The 21,204-nt window shown below is 70.6% G+C and carries 16 protein-coding genes and 4 tRNA genes; 11 read left to right on the top strand and 9 right to left on the bottom strand.

Features of this window, described 5'->3' with window-relative positions:
- Positions 1–326 precede the first annotated feature (326 nt).
- The 6 genes from purS (at position 327) to purM (ending at position 7,293) form a co-directional block, all read left to right on the top strand.
- Entirely contained in the window at positions 327–599 is a 273-nt protein-coding gene (gene purS / locus RH94_RS34025) for a phosphoribosylformylglycinamidine synthase subunit PurS (RefSeq protein ID WP_073952174.1), read from the top strand.
- Positions 596–1,300: a phosphoribosylformylglycinamidine synthase subunit PurQ gene (gene purQ, locus RH94_RS34020; protein WP_073952173.1), complete on the top strand. Its 705-nt coding sequence runs from the start codon at positions 596–598 to the stop codon at positions 1,298–1,300. Before purS ends, purQ begins: the two co-directional genes overlap by 4 nt.
- Complete coding sequence (gene purL / locus RH94_RS34015) at positions 1,297–3,555, top strand: phosphoribosylformylglycinamidine synthase subunit PurL (protein ID WP_073952172.1); 2,259 nt, start codon at positions 1,297–1,299, stop codon at positions 3,553–3,555. The genes purQ and purL overlap by 4 nt, the downstream gene beginning before the upstream one ends.
- Before the next feature lie 75 nt (positions 3,556–3,630).
- On the top strand, positions 3,631–4,428 hold the full coding sequence (locus RH94_RS34010) for a maleylpyruvate isomerase family mycothiol-dependent enzyme (protein ID WP_073952171.1): 798 nt from the start codon (positions 3,631–3,633) through the stop codon (positions 4,426–4,428).
- Between the two features lie 237 nt (positions 4,429–4,665).
- Positions 4,666–6,195 (top strand): amidophosphoribosyltransferase, encoded by a 1,530-nt coding sequence (gene purF, locus RH94_RS34005; protein WP_073952170.1) that lies wholly within the window; start codon positions 4,666–4,668, stop codon positions 6,193–6,195.
- Between the two features lie 30 nt (positions 6,196–6,225).
- The gene (gene purM / locus RH94_RS34000; protein ID WP_073952169.1) at positions 6,226–7,293 is read left to right on the top strand and encodes a phosphoribosylformylglycinamidine cyclo-ligase; all 1,068 of its coding nucleotides are present in this window, start codon (positions 6,226–6,228) and stop codon (positions 7,291–7,293) included.
- A 139-nt stretch (positions 7,294–7,432) separates the two neighbouring features.
- On the opposite strand, the gene RH94_RS33995 is transcribed toward purM, so the two are convergent.
- Together RH94_RS33995 and RH94_RS33990 are read right to left on the bottom strand one after the other, a co-directional pair.
- Positions 7,433–7,687: a DUF3073 domain-containing protein gene (locus RH94_RS33995; RefSeq protein WP_073952168.1), complete on the bottom strand. Its 255-nt coding sequence runs from the start codon at positions 7,685–7,687 to the stop codon at positions 7,433–7,435.
- Between the two features lie 297 nt (positions 7,688–7,984).
- The gene (locus RH94_RS33990; protein ID WP_073952167.1) at positions 7,985–9,070 is read right to left on the bottom strand and encodes a Leu/Phe/Val dehydrogenase; all 1,086 of its coding nucleotides are present in this window, start codon (positions 9,068–9,070) and stop codon (positions 7,985–7,987) included.
- Positions 9,071–9,302: 232 nt separating this feature from the next.
- Between RH94_RS33990 and RH94_RS33985 the strand changes: the two genes are divergently transcribed.
- Together RH94_RS33985 and bldC are read left to right on the top strand one after the other, a co-directional pair.
- The gene (locus RH94_RS33985; RefSeq protein ID WP_073952166.1) at positions 9,303–10,172 is read left to right on the top strand and encodes a hypothetical protein; all 870 of its coding nucleotides are present in this window, start codon (positions 9,303–9,305) and stop codon (positions 10,170–10,172) included.
- A 561-nt stretch (positions 10,173–10,733) separates the two neighbouring features.
- The gene (gene bldC, locus RH94_RS33980) at positions 10,734–10,940 is read left to right on the top strand and encodes a developmental transcriptional regulator BldC (protein WP_003949541.1); all 207 of its coding nucleotides are present in this window, start codon (positions 10,734–10,736) and stop codon (positions 10,938–10,940) included.
- Between the two features lie 453 nt (positions 10,941–11,393).
- On the opposite strand, the gene RH94_RS45495 is transcribed toward bldC, so the two are convergent.
- From RH94_RS45495 to RH94_RS33945, 7 genes are all read right to left on the bottom strand, one after another.
- Positions 11,394–11,600, bottom strand: coding sequence for a DUF6274 family protein (locus RH94_RS45495; RefSeq protein WP_073952165.1), 207 nt, complete (start codon positions 11,598–11,600; stop codon positions 11,394–11,396).
- A gap of 452 nt (positions 11,601–12,052) precedes the next feature.
- Positions 12,053–12,127 (bottom strand) — tRNA-Asp (locus RH94_RS33970).
- Between the two features lie 93 nt (positions 12,128–12,220).
- Positions 12,221–16,213 (bottom strand): ATP-dependent RNA helicase HrpA, encoded by a 3,993-nt coding sequence (hrpA, locus tag RH94_RS33965; protein WP_073952164.1) that lies wholly within the window; start codon positions 16,211–16,213, stop codon positions 12,221–12,223.
- A gap of 124 nt (positions 16,214–16,337) precedes the next feature.
- Positions 16,338–16,414: transfer RNA gene (locus RH94_RS33960), tRNA-Phe, on the bottom strand.
- A 24-nt stretch (positions 16,415–16,438) separates the two neighbouring features.
- A tRNA-Asp gene (locus RH94_RS33955) sits at positions 16,439–16,513 on the bottom strand.
- A gap of 49 nt (positions 16,514–16,562) precedes the next feature.
- A tRNA-Glu gene (locus RH94_RS33950) sits at positions 16,563–16,635 on the bottom strand.
- Positions 16,636–16,787: 152 nt separating this feature from the next.
- Positions 16,788–18,311, bottom strand: coding sequence for a metallophosphoesterase family protein (locus RH94_RS33945; protein WP_073952163.1), 1,524 nt, complete (start codon positions 18,309–18,311; stop codon positions 16,788–16,790).
- 79 nt (positions 18,312–18,390) lie between these two features.
- Between RH94_RS33945 and RH94_RS33940 the strand changes: the two genes are divergently transcribed.
- From RH94_RS33940 to RH94_RS33930, 3 genes are all read left to right on the top strand, one after another.
- Positions 18,391–18,741 (top strand): metallopeptidase family protein, encoded by a 351-nt coding sequence (locus tag RH94_RS33940; RefSeq protein WP_181447122.1) that lies wholly within the window; start codon positions 18,391–18,393, stop codon positions 18,739–18,741.
- 95 nt (positions 18,742–18,836) lie between these two features.
- Entirely contained in the window at positions 18,837–19,379 is a 543-nt protein-coding gene (locus RH94_RS33935) for a hypothetical protein (protein WP_073952161.1), read from the top strand.
- A gap of 208 nt (positions 19,380–19,587) precedes the next feature.
- The coding region (locus tag RH94_RS33930) for a DEAD/DEAH box helicase (RefSeq protein ID WP_234426232.1) at positions 19,588–21,204 on the top strand (1,617 nt) is incomplete at its 3' end.

Genomic DNA, 21,204 nt, shown 5'->3' with positions numbered 1-21,204 from the left:
CCGCGCACATGATGCGCGGCATGACGTGCCGAGATGCTCGTCGGATGCCGACTGTTCGGCTGTTATCGGGAAAAGTATCGGCTGTCGCCAATTCATTTGTACAGTGCCGGGCAATGCGAGGGGAAGTCCGGCTAAAACTGTCCGCGTGTCCTCAGTGCAATACCGGATCCGGCTGTGGACGCCGAACTTTCCCAGTTTTTCACCAAGATCTCCCATCGGTGCGGACCGTGACGGTCGTCACGTAGTTTCCTACGAGACTACCCGCGTAGAAATTTTGGGCGGGTAGTCTGAAGGAACCTGCTCAGCACCACACACCGGGAGTGCCAGTGGCACGCGTCGTAGTCGACGTCATGCTCAAGCCGGAGATCCTCGACCCCCAGGGCCAGGCGGTGCAGCGCGCACTGCCGCGGCTGGGTTTCGAAGGCATCTCCGACGTACGCCAGGGAAAGCGATTCGAACTGGAAGTGGACGGGCCGGTCGACGAGGCCGCCCTCGCCCGCATTCACGATCTTGCCGAATCCTTCCTCGCCAACACCGTGATCGAGGACTTCACCGTCAGGGTCGAGTCCGATGACGTAGTCGCGGGGGCCGCGAAGTGACCGCTCGTATTGGCGTCGTCACTTTCCCGGGCAGCCTCGACGACCGGGACACCCAGCGCGCGATCCGCCTCGCGGGCGCCGAACCGGTCGCCCTCTGGCACAAGGACAAGGACCTCAAGCAGGTCGACGCGGTCGTCCTGCCCGGCGGTTTCTCCTACGGCGACTATCTGCGGGCCGGCGCCATCTCCCGCTTCTCGCCGGTGATGGAGACCGTCATCGAGCAGGCGAGGGCCGGACTGCCGGTCCTCGGCATCTGCAACGGCTTCCAGCTCCTCACCGAGGCCCACCTCCTCCCGGGCGCCATGCTCGGCAACGACCACCTCCACTTCATCTGCCGCGACCAGAAGCTGCGGGTGGAGAACGCGGAGACGGCCTGGACCGGCGACTACACCGCGGGCCAGGAGATCCACATCCCGTTGAAGAACATGGACGGCCGGTACGTCGCCGACGAGTACACGCTGGACGAGCTGGAGGCGGAGGGCCGGGTCGTCTTCCGGTACCTCGTCCGCGGCGAAGCCGCCGAGGGATACGGCAATCCGAACGGCTCGCTGCGGGACATCGCCGGCATCACCAACGAGGCCGGGAATGTCGTCGGCCTCATGCCGCACCCCGAGCACGCCGTCGAGCCGTTGATCGGCACCGGCCGCACCGACGGCCTCCCCTTCTTCACCTCGATCCTCAAGAAGCTGGTCACCGCATGAGCAGGACGCCTCTGGACACGGTCGAGCACGCGGCCGCGACCCCCGACGTCGAGCTGCCCTGGGCCGAACTCGGCCTGAAGAAGGACGAGTACGAGCGGATCGTGGAGATCCTGGGCCGCCGTCCCACCGGCGCCGAGCTCGCCATGTACTCGGTGATGTGGTCCGAGCACTGCTCGTACAAGTCCTCCAAGGTCCACCTCCGCCAGTTCGGCGAGAAGGCCCCCGAGAACGACGTGCTCCTCGTCGGCATCGGCGAGAACGCCGGCGTCGTGGACGTCGGCCAGGGCTACGCCGTCACCTTCAAGGTGGAGTCGCACAACCACCCCTCCTACGTCGAGCCCTACCAGGGCGCGGCGACCGGCGTCGGCGGCATCGTGCGCGACATCATCGCGATGGGCGCGCGCCCGGTGGCCGTGGTCGACCCCCTGCGCTTCGGCGCCGCCGACCACCCCGACACCAAGCGGGTGCTGCCGGGCGTCGTCGCCGGCATCGGCGGCTACGGCAACTGCCTGGGTCTGCCCAACATCGGCGGCGAGGTCGTCTTCGACGCCTGCTACCAGGGCAACCCGCTGGTCAACGCCGGCTGCATCGGCGTGATGCGGCACGAGGACATCCACCTCGCGAAGGCCTCCGGCGCGGGCAACAAGGTCATCCTGTACGGGGCCCGCACGGGCGGTGACGGCATCGGCGGCGCGTCGATCCTCGCCTCCGAGACCTTCGACGACGCCAAGCCCAGCAAGCGCCCGGCCGTCCAGGTCGGCGACCCCTTCCAGGAGAAGCTGCTCATCGAGTGCACCCTGGAGGCGTTCAGGGAGAAGCTGGTCGTCGGCATCCAGGACCTCGGCGCGGCCGGCCTGTCCTGCGCCACGTCCGAGCTCGCCTCCAACGGCTCCGGCGGAATGCGCGTGACCCTGGACGACGTCCCCCTGCGCGACTCGACCCTGTCTCCCGAGGAAATCCTCATGAGCGAGTCGCAGGAACGCATGTGCGCGGTCGTCGAGCCGGAGAAGGTCGACCGCTTCCTGGAGATCTGCGAGAAGTGGGACGTCATCGCCACCGTCATCGGTGAGGTGACCGACGGCGACCGCCTGGAGATCTACTGGCACGGCGGCAAGATCGTCGACGTGGACCCGCGCACGGTCGCGCACGAGGGCCCGGTCTACGAGCGCCCGTACGCCCGTCCCGAGTGGCAGGACACCCTGCAGGCCGACGACGCGGGCAAGCTGCCGCGTCCGCGGACGTCCGAGGAGCTGAGGGACCAGGTCCTGAAGCTGGTGGCGTCCCCGAACCAGGCGTCCAAGAAGTGGATCACCCAGCAGTACGACCACTTCGTGCAGGGCAACACCGTCCTCGCCATGCCCGAGGACTCCGGCATGATCCGCATCGACGAGGAGACCGGCCTCGGCGTCGCCATCGCCACCGACGGCAACGGCCGCTACGCCAAGCTCGACCCGTACACGGGCGCCCAGCTGGCGCTGGCGGAGGCGTACCGCAACGTCGCCACCACGGGCGCGAAGCCGCTCGCCGTCTCCGACTGCCTGAACTTCGGCTCGCCCGAGGACCCGGCGGTGATGTGGCAGTTCGTCGAGGCCGTACGCGGTCTCGCCGACGGCTGTCAGCAGCTCGGCACCCCGGTGACCGGCGGCAACGTCTCGCTCTACAACCAGACGGGCGAGGCGGCGATCCACCCGACGCCGGTCGTGGCGGTCCTCGGTGTGATCGACGACGTGTCCCGCCGCACTCCGGCGGCCTTCCAGGAGGAGGGCCAGCTGCTGTACCTCCTCGGCGACACCCGCGAGGAGTTCGGCGGCTCGGCCTGGTCCCAGGTGGTCCACGACCACCTCGGCGGCCTGCCCCCGAAGGTCGACCTGGAGCGGGAGCGCCTGCTGGCCGAGATCCTGATCTCCGCCTCCCGCGACGGCATGATCGACTCCGCGCACGACCTGTCCGACGGCGGCCTGATCCAGGCGGTCGTGGAGTCCGCGCTGCTGGGCGGCAAGGGCGCGCGGCTGGTCGTACCGGACGGCCTGGACGCGTTCACCTTCCTCCTCTCCGAGTCGGCCGGCCGCGCGATCGTCGCCGTGCCGCGCTCGGAGGAGGTCCGCTTCAACGACATGTGCGGCGCCCGCGGCCTGCCCGTCACCCGCATCGGCGTCGTCGACGGCGACACCATCGAGGTCCAGGGCGAGTTCGAGCTGTCCCTGGAGGAGCTGCGCGAGGCCCACGAGGCCACGATCCCGGCGCTGCTCGCGTAATCCGCCGTACGACGGTGAGGGCCCCGGCCGCTGGTACGGCCGGGGCCTTCGCGCACCTGGCATAGGCTCACCGTCATGCCGCCGGCCAAGAAGCGCACCCGGACCTATGACCCCACCAGGACCCGTGCCGCCGTTCTGGCGCAGTTCGGTCAGGTGCGGGATGCCGTTCGCACCCTTGCTCCCGAGCAGCTCGCCCTGCCCACGCGCCTCGGCGACTGGACCGTACGGGATCTGATCGCGCACCTCGCCATGACCGTCGCGAGCGTCGGCCGGGCCCTGGAACGGGACGAGCCGGCGAAACCCGGGCTCGCGCTGCTGGACTACCCGTCGGTGACCGCCGCCCACGCCGCCGCCGTCGCCGAAAGCTCCCGGGACCTCGCCGGGGCGACCCCCGACCTCGACGCCCTGTGCGCCCGCACCGGGGAGGACCTGGCCCGGCACCTCGCCACCGCCCCGCACACCCGCGTCCTCGCCACGCGCGCCGGTGCCATGACCCTCGCCGACTACCTGGTCACCCGCACCGTCGAACTCGTCGTCCACACCGACGACCTGAACGCCGCCGTGCCCGGCCTGGAGGTCCCGTACGACCGGCAGGCCCTCGCCGCCGCCACCCGCCTGCTCGCCGACGCGCTCGCCGCGAGGGCGCCCGGCGGGTCGACCGAGGTGCGGATCCCGCCGTACGCCGTCGTGCAGTGCGTCGAGGGACCCCGGCACACCCGTGGCACCCCGCCCAACGTCGTCGAGACCGACCCGCTGACCTGGCTGCGCCTCGCGACCGGACGGCTCGCCTGGACGGACGCCCTCGCGGCGGCGAAGGTGAGCGCGAGCGGGGAGCGGGCGGATCTCTCGGGGCTGCTGCCGCTGATGGCGTGAGCGGCCGCCCGGAGCCGAATGGTGTGCGACACCTCACTCGCGTGTCCGCGCACCAGGCCGCCGCACCACTTCGGAGGATGCGGTCACGCGCCCGGTCGCGTTCCCGCCCACCCCTCTGAACAGCGAAAACGCCGGTGGGAACGTTCGCGGACGCGTACGCGTGATGCACCGCGGCCGCGTCTTCGCGGGCGTTCCCCCAGTTCGGACCAGCGGCCGGTCTCGCCTACACTCGGTGGCGTGCCACGTGGTGACGGTCGACTCAATCACGATCTGCTCCCCGGCGAGAAAGGCCCCCAGGACGCGTGCGGCGTCTTCGGTGTCTGGGCTCCGGGCGAAGAGGTCGCAAAGCTCACGTACTTCGGGCTGTACGCCCTCCAGCATCGGGGCCAGGAATCCGCGGGCATCGCGGTCAGCAACGGCTCCCAGATCCTCGTCTTCAAGGACATGGGCCTGGTCTCCCAGGTCTTCGACGAGACCTCGCTCGGTTCCCTGCAGGGCCACATCGCGGTCGGCCACGCCCGCTACTCGACCACCGGCGCCTCCGTGTGGGAGAACGCCCAGCCGACGTTCCGCGCCACCGCGCACGGCTCCATCGCGCTCGGCCACAACGGCAACCTGGTCAACACCGCCCGGCTCGCCGAGATGGTCGCCGAGCTGCCCAAGGACACCAGCGGCCGCTCGACCCGGGTCGCCGCCACCAACGACACCGACCTGCTCACGGCCCTGCTGGCCGCCCAGGTCGACGAGGACGGCAAGCCGCTGACCGTCGAGGAGGCGGCCCACACGGTCCTCCCGCAGGTCAGGGGCGCCTTCAGCCTCGTCTTCATGGACGAGCAGACCCTCTACGCCGCCCGCGACCCGCAGGGCATCCGCCCGCTGGTCCTCGGCCGCCTCGAGCGCGGCTGGGTCGTCGCCTCCGAGACCGCCGCCCTGGACATCACCGGCGCGAGCTTCGTGCGGGAGGTGGAGCCGGGCGAGTTCATCGCCATCGACGAGAACGGTCTGCGCACCTCCCGATTCGCGGAAGCGAAGCCCAAGGGCTGCATCTTCGAGTACGTCTACCTGGCCCGCCCCGACACCGACATCGCCGGCCGGAACGTCTACCTCTCCCGCGTGGAGATGGGCCGCCGGCTGGCGAAGGAGGCCCCGGCCGAGGCCGACCTCGTCATAGCGACCCCCGAGTCCGGCACCCCCGCCGCCATCGGCTACGCGGAGGCCTCCGGCATCCCCTTCGGCAGCGGCCTGGTGAAGAACGCCTACGTCGGCCGTACCTTCATCCAGCCCTCGCAGACCATCCGCCAGCTCGGCATCCGCCTGAAGCTGAACCCGCTGAAGGAAGTCATCAGGGGCAAGCGCCTGGTCGTCGTCGACGACTCCATCGTGCGCGGCAACACCCAGCGGGCGCTGGTCCGGATGCTGCGCGAGGCCGGCGCGGCCGAGGTGCACATCCGGATCTCCTCGCCGCCGGTGAAGTGGCCCTGCTTCTTCGGCATCGACTTCGCCACCCGCGCCGAGCTCATCGCCAACGGCATGACCATCGAGGAGATCGGCACCTCGCTGGGCGCCGACTCGCTGGCGTACATCTCCATCGACGGCATGATCGAGGCGACCACCATCGCCAAGCCCAATCTGTGCCGTGCCTGCTTCGACGGCGAGTACCCGATGGAACTCCCCGATCCCGAGCTGCTCGGCAAGCAGCTGCTGGAGACCGAGCTGGCCGCCGGCCCCGCCGCCACGGCCGCGGCCGACGCGATCCGCCGCCCGTAAGCCCGCAGACGACACGAGGTACCCAAGGTCATGTCTTCCGAGACCACTGGCGCCAGCTACGCGAGCGCCGGCGTCGACATCGAGGCGGGCGACCGCGCCGTGGAGCTCATGAAGGAGTGGGTGAAGAAGACCCGGCGTCCCGAGGTGCTCGGCGGCCTCGGCGGCTTCGCCGGGCTCTTCGACGCCTCCGCCCTCAAGCGCTACGAGCGCCCCCTGCTCGCCTCCGCCACGGACGGCGTCGGCACGAAGGTCGACATCGCCCGCCGGATGGGCGTGTACGACACCATCGGCCACGACCTGGTCGCCATGGTCATGGACGACATCGTGGTGTGCGGCGCCGAGCCGCTGTTCATGACCGACTACATCTGCGTCGGCAAGGTCCACCCCGAGCGGGTCGCCGCCATCGTCAAGGGCATCGCCGAGGGCTGTGTGCTGGCCGGATGCGCCCTGGTCGGCGGCGAGACGGCCGAACACCCGGGGCTGCTCGGCGAGGACGACTTCGACGTCGCCGGCGCCGGTACGGGCGTCGTGGAGGCGGACCGGCTGCTCGGCCCGGACCGCATCCGCGAGGGTGACGCGGTGATCGCCATGGCGTCCTCCGGACTTCACTCCAACGGGTACTCCCTGGTCCGCCACGTGCTGCTGGACCGGGCCGGACTGTCCCTGGACGCGCACATCGAGGAGCTCGGCCGCACCCTCGGCGAGGAACTGCTCGTGCCGACCAGGATCTACTCGCTGGACTGCCTGGCGCTGATCCGCACCACCGAGGTGCACGCCTTCAGCCACGTGACCGGCGGCGGGCTCGCCGCCAACCTGGCCCGGGTGATCCCGGACGGCCTGCACGCCGTGGTCGACCGCTCCACCTGGACCCCGGACCCCGTCTTCGACCTCGTCGCGAAGAGCGGCGACGTCGAGCGGCTGGAGCTGGAGAAGACCCTCAACATGGGCGTCGGCATGCTCGCGATCGTGCCCGAGGAGTCGGCCGACGTGGCCCTCGCCACCCTGGCCGACCGCGGCGTCGACGCCTGGGTGGCCGGCGAGATCACCGACCGCGGCGACCACACCACGGGCGCGGCCCTGGTGGGAGACCACGCGTGAGCGTGCCCCTCCGCCCAGCGGGGACCGGTCGTCCGCGACCGGTCGGCAGCACGAAACCCGGTCCGGTGCGTGAGCCCCGGACCGGGTGAGGTGCGATGCCTACGGCACGCGACGGGAGACGGCTGAGCCGCCGCGGGCGTTACGCGCCGCGGCGGTGTTGCCGCGAGGAGTCGTCCTCCTCGTCCTCGCCGTCCTCGTACAGGTCGGCGTACCGTGCGTACAGGTCGTCGTGCTCATCGTCCTCGAAACGGTCGCCCTTCGGTGACGGAGGTGACTGGTTCGACGTCGATGCGCCCAGCTCCTTGGCCAGGCGTGAGAGGTCCGTCCCACCGCTGTTGTACTTCAGCTGGCGGGCGACCTTCGTCTGCTTGGCCTTGGCCCGGCCGCGCCCCATGGCTCGACCCCCTCAACGACGGGGCTCGACGGCCCCAGAGTCTGACACGCGTTCATGATCCGGAACGGGCTCTCCGTGGAGAGGCCGGTCCGTAGGGCTTCCACGGTACCTGAGCCCGCGCCCATACGGTACGTCGCCCACAGGACACGCGTGTGCACAGGACCGTCGAGATACCCCTTCCTCGCAGGTCAGCGGCGATTTCAGTCACTTGTCGGCGGACGACCCGCCGGTGGAAGTGATGGTTCTCTCCACCCCTCCACCGGCAGGTACCGCACAAATGAGCGAAGCCTCGCGTCCTCAGCGGGCGGCCCGCGCGTCCGCCATCCGCTGCTCGGCGATCCGGTCGGCGGCGGCGGCCGGCGGGATCCCGTCTTCCTTCGCACGTGCGAATATGGCGAGCGTGGTGTCGAAGATCTTCGCGGCCTTCGCCCTGCACCGGTCGAAGTCGAAGCCGTGCAGCTCGTCGGCGACCTGGATGACACCGCCGGCGTTCACCACGTAGTCCGGCGCGTAGAGGATCCGGCGGTCGGCCAGGTCCTTCTCGACGCCCGGGTGGGCGAGCTGGTTGTTGGCCGCGCCGCACACCACCTTGGCGGTCAGCACCGGCACGGTGTCGTCGTTCAGGGCGCCGCCGAGCGCGCAGGGGGCGTAGATGTCCAGCCCCTCCGTCCGGATCAGCGCGTCGGTGTCGGTCGCCACGGCCACGGACGGGTGCCGGTCGGCGACGCGCCGTACGGCCTCCTCCCGTACGTCCGTGATCACGACCTGGGCGCCCTCCTTGAGCAGGTGCTCCACGAGGTGGTGCCCGACCTTGCCGACGCCCGCGACGCCGACCCTGCGGTCGCGCAGCGACGGGTCGCCCCACAGGTGCTGGGCCGCGGCCCGCATGCCCTGGTAGACGCCGAAGGAGGTCAGCACCGAGGAGTCGCCCGCGCCGCCGTTCTCGGGCGAGCGGCCGGTCGTCCAGCGGCACTCGCGTGCCACCACGTCCATGTCGGCGACGTACGTGCCGACGTCGCACGCGGTGACGTACCGGCCGCCGAGCGAGGCCACGAACCGCCCGTAGGCGAGCAGCAGCTCCTCGGTCTTGATCTGCTCCGGGTCGCCGATGATCACGGCCTTGCCGCCGCCGTGCTCGAGCCCGGCCATGGCGTTCTTGTACGACATTCCGCGGGCGAGGTTCAGCGCGTCGGCGACGGCCTGCTCCTCGTCCGCGTACGGGTAGAAGCGCGTGCCGCCGAGCGCGGGGCCCAGGGCGGTGGAGTGGATGGCGATGACGGCCTTGAGGCCGCTGGCGCGGTCCTGACAGAGCACGACTTGCTCATGACCTCCCTGCTCCGAGTGGAACAGGGTGTGCAGGACGCCGTCGGTCACGTCGGTCACGGTGGTGACTCCCGGGTAAGTAGCGGCGAACGGGGACAGGCCCTCGTGAGGGTGGCGGGGGCCGTGCCAGGAGACTAGACCCTGACCGCCTCCGCCATGCCCGCAGTGGTCGGGATCACCCTCCCCCGGAGTACGTTCCCACCCGGGCGTGGGACGATTTGCAGTGGTTTTCCGTCCACCCGGGCGCGAGCCGGACGGGTTTCGGGTCCGGTCCGGTGGGGAGGGAGCAGGCGTGCCCAAGGTGTCCTCCGTGGTCGTCCCGTACGCGACCTACTTGCGCGTCTACGAGCCGCTGGCCGCCTTCCCGGAGCCGGAGCGCAGCCACTGGGCGCGCTACGCCCGCCGCTCCGACCGCCCCTCCTACCAGGACGAACTGCGCCGTTCCCTGGCCGACCTGCTGCCCACCCCGCCGGTGCCGGTGCCGGTGCACGAGAGCGGGGACGCGTTCGTGCTCGACGTCGACGGGGTGGTCCGCGTCTGCCCCTGGCGCACCCGGCTGCGCGGCTGGCAGGCCCTGGGCGACCTCGCCGAGGAGTTCCCGGAGGCCGTCCTGGACGCGGTGCTGCCCCCGGTCGTGCGGCGCCAGGCCGCCCAGGACTACGAGCGCTGGCTGGCCGGCAACCCGGATGCCCGTCCCTGGATCCGCACGGCGACCTGGCAGGTGCCGCTGAACTGGTTCGTGCTGGTGTCCGACGAGGAGCGGGAGTACGTCAAGGGCGACGGCGGCTCCGAGAACTCCCCGGACTTCGGCGGCGACGGTGCGGTGCTGCGCTACCGCACGCCGATGGTGCAGGCCCGGCGGCGGGTGGCGCGGGCGCTGCGGGCGCTGCGGAACGCCATCGACGAGGGGCCGCTGATCGACGGCCTGGTGGACATCGGGCGCTGGCTGGAGGAGTTCCACCCGCGTTCGCTGGTGGAACTGGACTACGGCGGACTGGTGCACGCACTGCCGGCCGGTGACCTGGAGGGCGATCACTCGGCCGCCGACGTGGCCGAGGGGATCGAGGCGCTGCGGCTCGGCGACGACGCGGCGGCGGGGGAGGCGTACGGACGGCTCGTGGAGCGCTGGCGGGCGGTGCGCGACCGGCGGTCGGCGAACTGACGGGGCGGCAGGTGCGACGGGCACGACCGGTGCGGCGGGCGCGGCGTGAGTGACGCAGGTCACGAGGTTGCCGTCAGTCAACAGCGCACCGTCGGGGACGTTTCGGGGAGGTGACGGGACGTAGGCCCCGTTCCGGGCTTTTGCGCCAAGGGTGACGGACCGCACGTACAAGGCCCTTGCCTCTGTTGCCCCTCCTCATGCCAAAATAGGACAAGGAGCCCGGGGAGGGTTCCGTTTGTCCAACTAGGCTCCATCGTGGGTGGAATCCCCGGATTGCAGGCTTTGGGGGGTTTGGTAACTCCTGGTCGCCCTGTGACTGATCGTCACAACGGCGTGACTGTCCGCTATGGCATGGTCCATCGGCTTCCGTCGCTGATGAACACCTGGGAGGGCAATTCCATCGGTTTGGCCNNTGGACGGATGGTGTAGTTGTAGTGCCGAGGACAAGCCGTTCGTCCTATAACCGACTCGACTCGCGTCCGCCATTTCGGGCAACGCGGGTCAAGGTGCAGAATTTAGAGGAAAGAACCGAGAACGTCGGTTCTCCCGAGGAGGCCGCTCATGACCGCTCGCACCCCTGATGCCGAGCCGCTGCTGACCCCGGCTGAGGTCGCCACCATGTTCCGCGTCGACCCCAAGACGGTCACGCGCTGGGCGAAGGCCGGCAAGCTCACGTCGATCCGCACGCTCGGCGGGCACCGCCGCTACCGCGAGGCCGAGGTTCGCGCCCTGCTGGCGGGTATTCCGCAGCAGCGCAGCGAAGCCTGAACAACCGGATAACCGGGCAAACCGGCTGGTCCCCCAACTGGTCGAGGCGCCCGGAACCACAGCTCCAAGCGACGCGGAGCCTGCCCCAACAGGCCCCACGCCCAAGCCGTCAGAGCTCTGCAGGCAAGTGAACAAGGGTGCGTCGTCGGTCGCGCTGGACTCCGCCGGGTCCAGCGCGATCTTTTTTGTGCGCCTGCGGCGGCCTGTGGGGTGGCTCTGTGAGTGGGGTTGTCGGAGTCTGGGGAGGCTCGACGGATCATCTGTGGAGCACCTGGCAGGGCGGTGCAATTGCACATATTAAATTGAGTGGTTGTAGGGCGGGAGTAAATACCGCACTTTCAAAAACTCATGCGGTGACACCCGTCACATGCTGAGGCGCTTGTTGTCCGCCGGGTCTCTGCGCTATTGGAACCCGCGCTTCCATCACCCCACGCCGGCACGGGAGTTCGCGTCTCACGCGCTGGGGGCGCTGTCGTCCCCGACCGCGTCCTCCGGGGCCTGGGACGGGGCCTGGGGGGTCGTCCGCGGGGCGCTGTCCATCGCGAACCGCAGCAGGTGATGGCAGACGGGACAGCGGCGAGTGAGATGGCGATACGACGAGGCGGCCGCGAGGTGCGCGCGGAGCAACGCCCGCGTCTCGTGCCTGGCCGATGCCGCCATACGCCACCTCCAGCGGGCCGTACGGGAACGGGCCCTGCCTCCTTGGGTACCGAGGGAATGTGACTCCGTCAAGGTGTCCTGGGGCGTCCCGGGGTCAGGGCCGTCCCGGGACGGGCGTGGCGAAGGCCCGCCTCCGTCGCCGGGGGCGGGCCTTCGTGTACAAGCGGTCCTGACGGGATCTGCTGTGCCTGATCGCGGCTGCGCCGCGGGCGCGGCCTCCGCCTTGGCGGGGTGGTGGGTTGTGTTGGTGGGGCGGGGGTACGGCGAAGGCCCGCCTCCGTTGCCGGGGGCGGGCCTTCGTGTGCAAGCGGTCCTGACGGGATTTGCTGTGCCTGATCGCGGCTGCGCCGCGGGCGCGGCCTCCGCCTTGGCGGGGTGGTGGGTTGTGTTGGTGGGGCGGGGGTACGGCGAAGGCCCGCCTCCGTTGCCGGGGGCGGGCCTTCGCTTGCAAGCGGTCCTGACGGGATTTGAACCCGCGGCCTCCACCTTGACAGGGTGGCGAGCACTCCAAACTGCTCCACAGGACCAGGTTTCGCGGCGCGGTTGGTGCGTTGCGCTGCGAGAAGAGACTTTACAGGAGGCGCGGCGCCTGGTCGAACTCACTCAGGGTGCGCGGTCCGTCACGGGGCCGCCGCGTCGATCGCCTTCACGATCCGCTTGTCCGAGACGGGGTACGCCGTGCCCAGGGCGTGGGCGAAGTAGCTGACCCGCAGCTCCTCGATCATCCAGCGGATGTCCAGCACCGAGGACGGCACCGGCCGGCCCTGCGGCATCTGTTCGAGCAGCCACGCGTATTCGTCCCGCATGTCGTGGACCTTCTCCATGCGCGTGGTGTCCCGCTGGACGTTCGTCGGCATCTGCTGCAGACGCCGGTCCGCGGCCACCAGGTACCGCATCAGGTCGGGCAGGCGCCGTATCCCCGCCTCCGTCACGAAGCCGGGCTTCACCAGGCCGTCCAGCTGCGCCCGTACGTCCGCCAGGTTCGGCAGCAGCGCGGGGCTGCGCACGGCCTTCAGACGGCGCTCACAGGCCTGCCAGGCGGCCAGCACCTGCTGCACCTGGCCCACGGTCCGCACGGTCACGTCCACGATCTCGGCGCGCACCCTGTCGTACAGCTTCCGGTACGACTCCTCGTCCCACACCGGCCCGCCGAAGTCCCCGATCAGCTTGTCCGCCGCCGCCGTCGCGCAGTCGTCGAACAGCGCCTGGATCGAGCCGTGCGGGTTCGCCGACAGGGCGAGCTTCTGCTGGTTGGTCAGCTTTTCGGATGCGAACTTCGCCGGGTTCACCGGGATGTTGCGCAGGATCAGCCGGCGCGTTCCCCTCCACATGGCCTCGGCCTGCTCGGCCTCGGTGTCGAAGAGCCGTACGGACACGGTGTCGCCGTCGTCGACCAGCGCCGGGTACGCCTTCACCGGCTGACCGGCCCGGCGGGTCTCGAAGACCCGGCTGAGCGCGCCGATCGTCCAGTCGGTCAGACCCTCGCGCTCCAGCGACTCGCCACCGGTGCGCGAGGCGGTCGCCGCGGCGGCCTGGGAGAGGGCCTTGCGCGCCTTCGGCCTCAGCCTCAGCTTCAGCGCCTCCAGGTCCTTGTCCTCGGCCAGCTTCCGGCGCCGCTCGTCGACGATCCGGAAGGTGATCTTCAGATGGTCGGGGACCTTGGACCAGCCGAAGTCCTCGGCCTCGAAGGGCACACCGACCATCCGCTTCAGCTCGCGCGCCATGGTCGTCGTCAGCGGCTCCTGCAGAGGCACCGCCTTCTCCAGGAACGCCTTCGCGTAGTTCGGCGCGGGCACGTAGTTGCGGCGGACCGGCTTCGGCAGCGAGCGGATCAGCTCGGTGACGACCTCCTCGCGCAGGCCCGGGATCTGCCAGTCGAAGCCCTCGTCGGTGACCTGGTTGAGCACCTGCAGCGGAATGTGGACGGTCACACCGTCCGCGTCCGCGCCCGGCTCGAACTGGTACGTCACCCGGAACTTCAGATTCCCCTGCCGCCAGGAGTCCGGGTAGTCGGCCTTGGTGACCGCCTCCGCCGACTCCCGGATCAGCATCTCCCGCTCGAAGTCCAGGAAGTCCGGCTGCTCCTGCCGCTTCCGCTTCCACCAGGAGTCGAAGTGGGCGCCGGAGACGACGTTTTCGGGCACCCGCTGGTCGTAGAAGTCGAACAGCGTCTCGTCGTCGACCACGATGTCCCGGCGCCGGGCCCGGTGCTCCAGCTCCTCGACCTCGCTGAGCAGCTTGCGGTTGTCGGCGAAGAACTTGTGGTGCGTGCGCCAGTCGCCCTCGACCAGCGCGTTGCGGATGAACAGCTCCCGGCTGACCTCCGGGTCGATCCGCCCGTAGTTCACCTTCCGCTGGGCCACGATCGGCACGCCGTACAGCGTGACCTTCTCGTACGCCATCACCGCCGCCTGGTCCTTCTCCCAGTGCGGTTCGCTGTACGTCCGCTTGAGGAGATGGCCGGCCAGGGGCTCGACCCACTCCGGCTCGATCCTCGCGTTGACCCGGGCCCAGAGACGACTCGTCTCCACCAGCTCCGCCGACATCACGAACCGCGGCGGCTTCTTGAACAGCGCCGAACCCGGGAAGATCGCGAACTTGGCGTTGCGGGCGCCCAGGTACTCGCCCCGCCCGCCGTCCTTGCGGCCGCCCGGCCCCGAGTCCTTGGACTCCTTCACGTCCTTCATGCCGATGTGCGACAGCAGCCCGGCCAGCAGGGAGACGTGGATGCGGTCGGCCGGGGCGTCCTGGTCGTCGAGGTGGATGCCCATCTGCTTGGCGACCGTGCGCAGCTGGGAGTAGATGTCCTGCCATTCACGAATGCGCAGGAAGTTCAGGAACTCCTGCTTGCACATGCGCCGGAACGACGACGAGCCCCGCTCCTTCTGCTGCTCGCGGACGTAGCGCCACAGGTTCAGGAAGGCGAGGAAGTCGCTGGTCTCGTCCCGGAAGCGGGCGTGCTGCTGGTCGGCCTGGGCCTGCTTGTCGGCGGGACGCTCGCGCGGGTCCTGGATGGACAGCGCGGCGGCGATCACCATGACCTCGCGGACGCAGCCGTTCCGGTCCGCCTCCAGGACCATCCGGGCCAGCCGCGGGTCGACCGGCAGCTGGGCCAGCCTGCGGCCCAGCTGCGTGAGCCGCTTGCGGGGGTCCTTCTGCGCCGGGTCCAGCGCGCCCAGCTCCTGCAGCAGCTGCACGCCGTCGCGGATGTTGCGGTGGTCCGGCGGGTCGATGAAGGGGAACTTCTCGATGTCGCCGAGGCCGGCCGCGGTCATCTGCAGGATGACGGAGGCGAGGTTGGTGCGCAGGATCTCCGCGTCCGTGAACTCCGGCCGGGAGAGGAAGTCGTCCTCGGAGTACAGCCGGATGCAGACGCCGTCGGACGTACGGCCGCAGCGGCCCTTGCGCTGGTTCGCGCTGGCCTGCGAGATCGGCTCGATCGGCAGCCGCTGCACCTTGGTGCGGTGGCTGTACCGGGAGATCCGGGCGAAGCCGGGGTCGATGACGTACTTGATGCCGGGCACGGTGAGGGAGGTCTCGGCGACGTTGGTCGCCAGCACGATCCTCCGGCCGGTGTGCGGCTGGAAGACACGGTGCTGCTCGGCGTGCGAGAGCCGGGCGTACAGCGGCAGCACCTCGGTGAACCGGTACCGCTTCTTGTCGAGCGCGTCGGCCGTGTCGCGGATCTCCCGTTCCCCGGAGAGGAAGACGAGGATGTCCCCGGGCCCTTCGGCCATCAGCTCCTCGACGGCGTCGGTGATCGCGGTGATCTGGTCCCGGTCGGCGTCGTCGCCCCCGGAATCGGACACAGCCTCCTCCAGCAGCGGCCGGTAGCGCACCTCCACGGGATACGTCCGCCCGCTGACCTCGATGATCGGCGCGTCGTCGAAGTGCCGGGAGAAGCGCTCGGGATCGATGGTGGCCGAGGTGATGACGACCTTGAGGTCGGGCCGCTTCGGCAGCAACTGCGCCAGGTACCCGAGCAGGAAGTCGATGTTGAGCGACCGCTCGTGGGCCTCGTCGATGATGATCGTGTCGTAGGCGCGCAGCTCGCGGTCGGTCTGGATCTCCGCGAGCAGGATGCCGTCCGTCATCAGTTTGATGAACGTGGCGTCCGGATCCACCTGGTCGGTGAACCGCACCTTCCAGCCGACGGCCTCGCCCAGCGGCGTCTCCAGCTCCTCCGCCACGCGCTCGGCGACCGTACGGGCGGCGATGCGGCGGGGCTGGGTGTGCCCGATCATGCCCCGCACACCGCGCCCGAGCTCCACGCAGATCTTCGGGATCTGTGTGGTCTTCCCGGACCCGGTCTCACCGGCGACGATGACGACCTGGTGATCACGGATGGCCTCCGCGATCGCGTCCTTCTTCTGGCTGACCGGCAACTGCTCCGGGTAGCGCACCGCCGGTACCCGGGACCGCCGGGCGTCCATGCGCTCCTCGGCCTTCCCGATCTCCCCCTCGACCTCGGCGAGAACGGCGGCGTGCGCCTCGGGCTTACGGATCTTGCGCGCACCTTCGAGCCTGCGACCGAGCCGGTGCGCGTCACGCAGCGACAGCTCGTTCAGGCGGGAGGCGAGGGCGCCGAGGGCGGGGGCGGGATGCGTAGACATACGGGATCCAGGATCTCACCTCGGGGAAATTGCGCGCGAACCATTTGACCGTGGCGGAAACGGGCCGTGGTGGTATGGCGCACCGTACGGCGAAGGCCCCGTCCTGCTGGACGGGGCCTTCGGCTGGTGGCTGGGGCCGGGGTCGAACCGGCGACCTTCCGCTTTTCAGGCGGACGCTCGTACCAACTGAGCTACCCAGCCACGAGGTTTCACGTGAAACCTCAGCGGTCCTGACGGGATTTGAACCCGCGGCCTCCACCTTGACAGGGTGGCGAGCACTCCAAACTGCTCCACAGGACCATGTGTCGTGTGCGCACCGACGAAGGTAAGTGTCGCACACCTTGTTGCGTGCCCCCAACGGGATTCGAACCCGTGCTACCGCCTTGAAAGGGCGGCGTCCTAGGCCGCTAGACGATGAGGGCTATCGGCCCGCCTGGGCGCTTCTCAGCGCGTCGGGGACGTGGAAAGCATAGGGGATCGCGCGGGCTATCGCCAAAACCGTTTACGACTCGACGCGAGAAGCGGTGTCGGGAGGGGGCGCGCCTGGTCGTCCGCGGCGGAGCCGCTGATCGGTTCAGCCCTCCGGGAGGTGGCGGCTGACCTCGGCCGTCGTCTGGCCCAGGCCGCCCAGTCTGATCGCGTCCCAGGCCTGGAGGCGGCGGTTGTCGCGGTCGAAGTAGAGGATCGACGCCTGGATCGGGTCGGGGTGCTTCCCCTCGACCGCCCGCAGGCCGCTGCCGCCCGTCGAGCCCTCCATGCGCAGCCGGGTGCCGTACTTCAGGACCTTCGTGCCCTGGTGGTGGAGGTGCCCGCACAGGACCAGCGGCACGGTGCCGTCCGTCTCGTGGGCCGCCGCCGGTTCGTGGGCGATGGCGACGTCGGCCGGGGTGCCCTTGGCCTGCTGGTCGCGCAGAGCCGAGGCCAGCCGGGCGCCCGCCAGCAGTTCGGAGGCGTCGCCGCCCGGGGCGACGGAGCGGTCGGGGGTGAACTGGGGGTCGCCGATGCCGGCGAAGCGCAGGCCGGCGATGGTCTCGGCCCGGCCGTCGTCCAGGACGTGCACGTTCTTCATGCGCTCCAGATAGCGCTGGGTGACCATGGAGTCGTGGTTGCCGCGGACCCAGACGTAGGGGGCGCCGAGGTCCTCGATCGGGTCCAGGAAGCCGTTCTCCGCGGCGGTGCCGTGGTCCATCGTGTCGCCGGAGTCGACGATCACGTCCACCTTGTACTGCTCCACCAGCGAGGCGATGATCTTCCAGCTCGCCGGGTTGAGGTGGATGTCGGAGACGTGCAGGACGCGGATGGTCGACGGGTCCGGGGAGTAGGCGGGGAGCGTGGAGGTGGCGTCGTAGAGCTTGGTCACGTTGGTGACCAGGCGGGCCAGTTCCTTCTGGTAGGCGTCGAACTCGGTGACGATGCTGCGCGCGTTGCCGACCACGGAGGGCGCGGAGGACAGCAGGCCGGAGAACCTGGGCTCCAGGACGGACTTCGGGTTCCAGGTGGCGTACGCGCTCGCCCCGGACACGGCGAGCAGGCTCAGGGCGAGACCGCCGGCGGCCAGGGCGCGGCGGGGGCGGCGGTAGACGGCCAGGCCGAGGGCGGTGGCACCGGAGACCACGGCCACGCAGGACCGTACGGCCAGGTCGAGGGTGCCGTGCTCGACGTCGTGCGCGATCTCCTCCTGGAGGCCGGAGATGCGTTCCGGGTGGTCGACCAGGGCCTGGGAGCGGTCGGGGTCGAGCTGGTCGACGTTGACGTCGAGGCGGACCGGGGCGATGTGGCTGTCCAGCTCCAGGGCGCCGAGCGGGGAGACGTTGATCTTCGTGCCGCCGCTGAGGGACGGGCGCAGGGTCATGGTGGTGTTCATGGGGCCGACCGGGGCCCGTACGTCGCCGACGACGAGCAGGCCCAGCCAGGCGCCGGCGAGTACGACGGCGACCAGGCCCACGGCACGCGCCCAGGGGCGGGGCCCGTACGTCAGGGAGAGCGTCGGACGGGGGCGGGGTGAGCGGTGCCGGCGGTCGGTGAGGGCGCGTACCGCCCTGCGTATGCCGTGCGTGCGGTGCGGGCGGTTCGGTTCTGCGAGGGGGGCGCGAGCCATTGGTCGCGTATGCCCAAGTCCGCGCCCGGGTATGCGCGGGTGCACGGTGGTGGCGGGGGCCGTACCGGACAATGGCCCTGTGCTGGAGATGACGCGCGAGGAGTTCGAGGAACTGGTCGCCGAGGCCCTCGACCGGATTCCGCCGGAGCTGACACGGCTGATGGACAACGTCGCGGTGTTCGTCGAGGACGAGCCGCCCGCCGACGACCCCGAGCTGCTCGGGCTGTACGAGGGGACCCCCCTGACGGAGCGCGGTGAGTGGTACGCGGGCGTGCTGCCCGACCGGATCACGATCTACCGCGGGCCGACGCTGCGGATGTGCGAGACACGGGAGGACGTGGTCGTGGAGACCGAGGTCACCGTGGTGCACGAGATCGCCCACCACTTCGGCATCGACGACGAGCGTCTGCACGCCCTGGGGTACGGCTGAGGCTCGTCCGGGTCGTTCCCGGGTCGTTCGCGTGTCCTCTTGCGGGTGAAGGGCGTTGGGCACGGTGACGTCTTTCATCCCGGAGGTGGCTTCCCGTGCGCCCCTTGTACGTGTCGGTCCGTCTCGCCACCGCGGTCGCCGCCCTCGCCGTCGTCACCGGTTGCGTGAGCGTGGGGGAGGGCGCCGGTGGCGAGGCCCGGCCGTCGCACTCCACGGGGCGGCGGGGCGGTGAGGCCCCGGGCGGAGGCGGGGCGGTGCCCGGTGGTGGCGCGGGCCGCGCCGGGGACGGCGGGCACGGCGGGCACGGGCATGAGGGGAAGGGGAAGGGCGGCGAGTCGCCGTCCGCGTCGGCCTCGCCGTCGGCCGAGGGCAGCGCGTCCGCGACGGCGCCGGGCAAGCGCGGGGTGCCGCCCGGACCGGGCGAGCCGACACCGACGGACGCGGTGCCGGTGCCCCCGCAGACGTCCGCCGCGCCGGAGCCGCCGACGGCCCCCCCGCCCCCTCCGCCTCCTCCGCCGGCCCCGCCGGAGCCGACGGCGGCCGAGCCGTCGTCGTCGGCGCACGAGGGCGCGGGGTCGCAACTGGAGCAGAGGGAACCCACGCCGAAGCCGGGCCGGCTGCGACGTGCCAGATCCTGACCGGCGTCCACGGGCCCGGTTTGCTTTCGAGGGCGGTGGGTGCGTAAGGTGGCAGATCGTTTGATCCCATTTGCCCGGCGCCCACGCAGAGCGCGCCGTGTGGCGCGTACTCTCCTTTGCCGTGGCGGACCGCATCGAGGCGGTCGTGGTGCGAATCACGGAGTTGACGGGCGCGTGCCGACGAGACTCCGGAAGGTTTCGCATTCGCATGTCCATTACTGCTGACCACGTCGTCGTGCCCGAGAGCGCCGACGACGCCCCTGAGAACCGTGAGGTGTCCGAGATCACGTTCGCGGATCTCGGTCTCCCCGAGGGCGTCGTGCGCAAGCTCGAGCAGAACGGTGTGACCACCCCCTTCCCGATCCAGGCCGCGACCATCCCGGACGCCCTGGCCGGCAAGGACGTCCTGGGCCGGGGCCGCACCGGCTCGGGCAAGACCCTGTCCTTCGGCCTGCCGACGCTGGCCACGCTGGCCGGCGGCCGCACCGAGCGGAAGCGCCCGCGGGCGGTCATCCTGACCCCCACCCGCGAGCTCGCGATGCAGGTGGCGGACGCCCTGCAGCCCTACGGCGACGTCCTCGGGCTGAGGATGAAGGTCGTCTGCGGCGGCACCTCGATGGGCAACCAGATCTACGCCCTGGAGAAGGGCGTCGACATCCTGGTCGCCACCCCGGGCCGCCTGCGCGACATCATCAACCGCGGCGCCTGCTCGCTCGAGGACGTGCGGATCGCGGTCCTGGACGAGGCCGACCAGATGTCCGACCTGGGCTTCCTGCCCGAGGTCACCGAACTGCTCGACCAGGTCCCGGCGGACGGCCAGCGGATGCTGTTCTCCGCGACGATGGAGAACGAGATCAAGACCCTCGTCGACCGCTACCTGACCGACCCCGTCTCCCACGAGGTGGACGCGGCGCAGGGCGCGGTGACGACCATGTCCCACCACATCCTGATCGTGAAGCCCAAGGACAAGGCGCCGGTCACCGCGGCCATCGCCTCCCGCAAGGGCCGCACCATCATCTTCGTGCGCACCCAGCTGGGCGCCGACCGCGTGGCCGAGCAGCTGCGCGAGGCCGGGGCGAAGGCCGAGGCGCTGCACGGCGGCATGACCCAGGGCGCCCGCACCCGCACCCTGGCCGACTTCAAGGACGGGTACGTCAACGTCCTGGTCGCCACCGACGTCGCCGCCCGGGGCATCCACGTCGACGGCATCGACCTGGTGCTGAACGTCGACCCGGCCGGCGACCACAAGGACTACCTGCACCGCGCCGGCCGCACGGCCCGCGCCGGCCGCACCGGCACGGTGGTCTCCCTGTCGCTCCCGCACCAGCGGCGCCAGATCTTCCGCCTCATGGAGGACGCGGGCGTGGACGCCATGCGCCACATCATCCAGGGCGGTGCGGCCTTCGACCCGGAGGTCGCGGAGATCACCGGCGCCCGGTCGATGACCGAGGTGCAGGCCGAGTCCGCGGGCAACGCCGCACAGCAGGCCGAGCGCGAGGTCGCCCACCTCACCAAGCAGCTCGAGCGTGCCCAGCGGCGCGCGGCCGAGCTGCGCGAGGAGGCCGACCGGCTGGTCGCCAGGGCCGCCCGCGAGCGAGGCGTGGACCCGGAGGCGGCGGTGGCCGAGGCGCAGGCGGTGACCGAGGTGTCGGTGCCGGAGCAGCCGGGGGCGCAGGACGTGGACCGCGCCGAGCGGGGCGAGCGCGAGGAGCGTACGGCGCCGTCGTCGTACGACCGTCGTGAGCGCCGTGACCACGACCGTGACCGTTCCTTCGACCGTGACCGCGGTGGCCGTTCCTACGAGCGGCGTGACGACCGCGGCGGC

Source organism: Streptomyces kebangsaanensis, assembly GCF_001906585.1.
Lineage (GTDB): Bacteria > Actinomycetota > Actinomycetes > Streptomycetales > Streptomycetaceae > Streptomyces > Streptomyces kebangsaanensis.
Note: the sequence above shows the minus strand (reverse complement) of the source record. Positions and strands in the feature narration are given on the sequence as shown.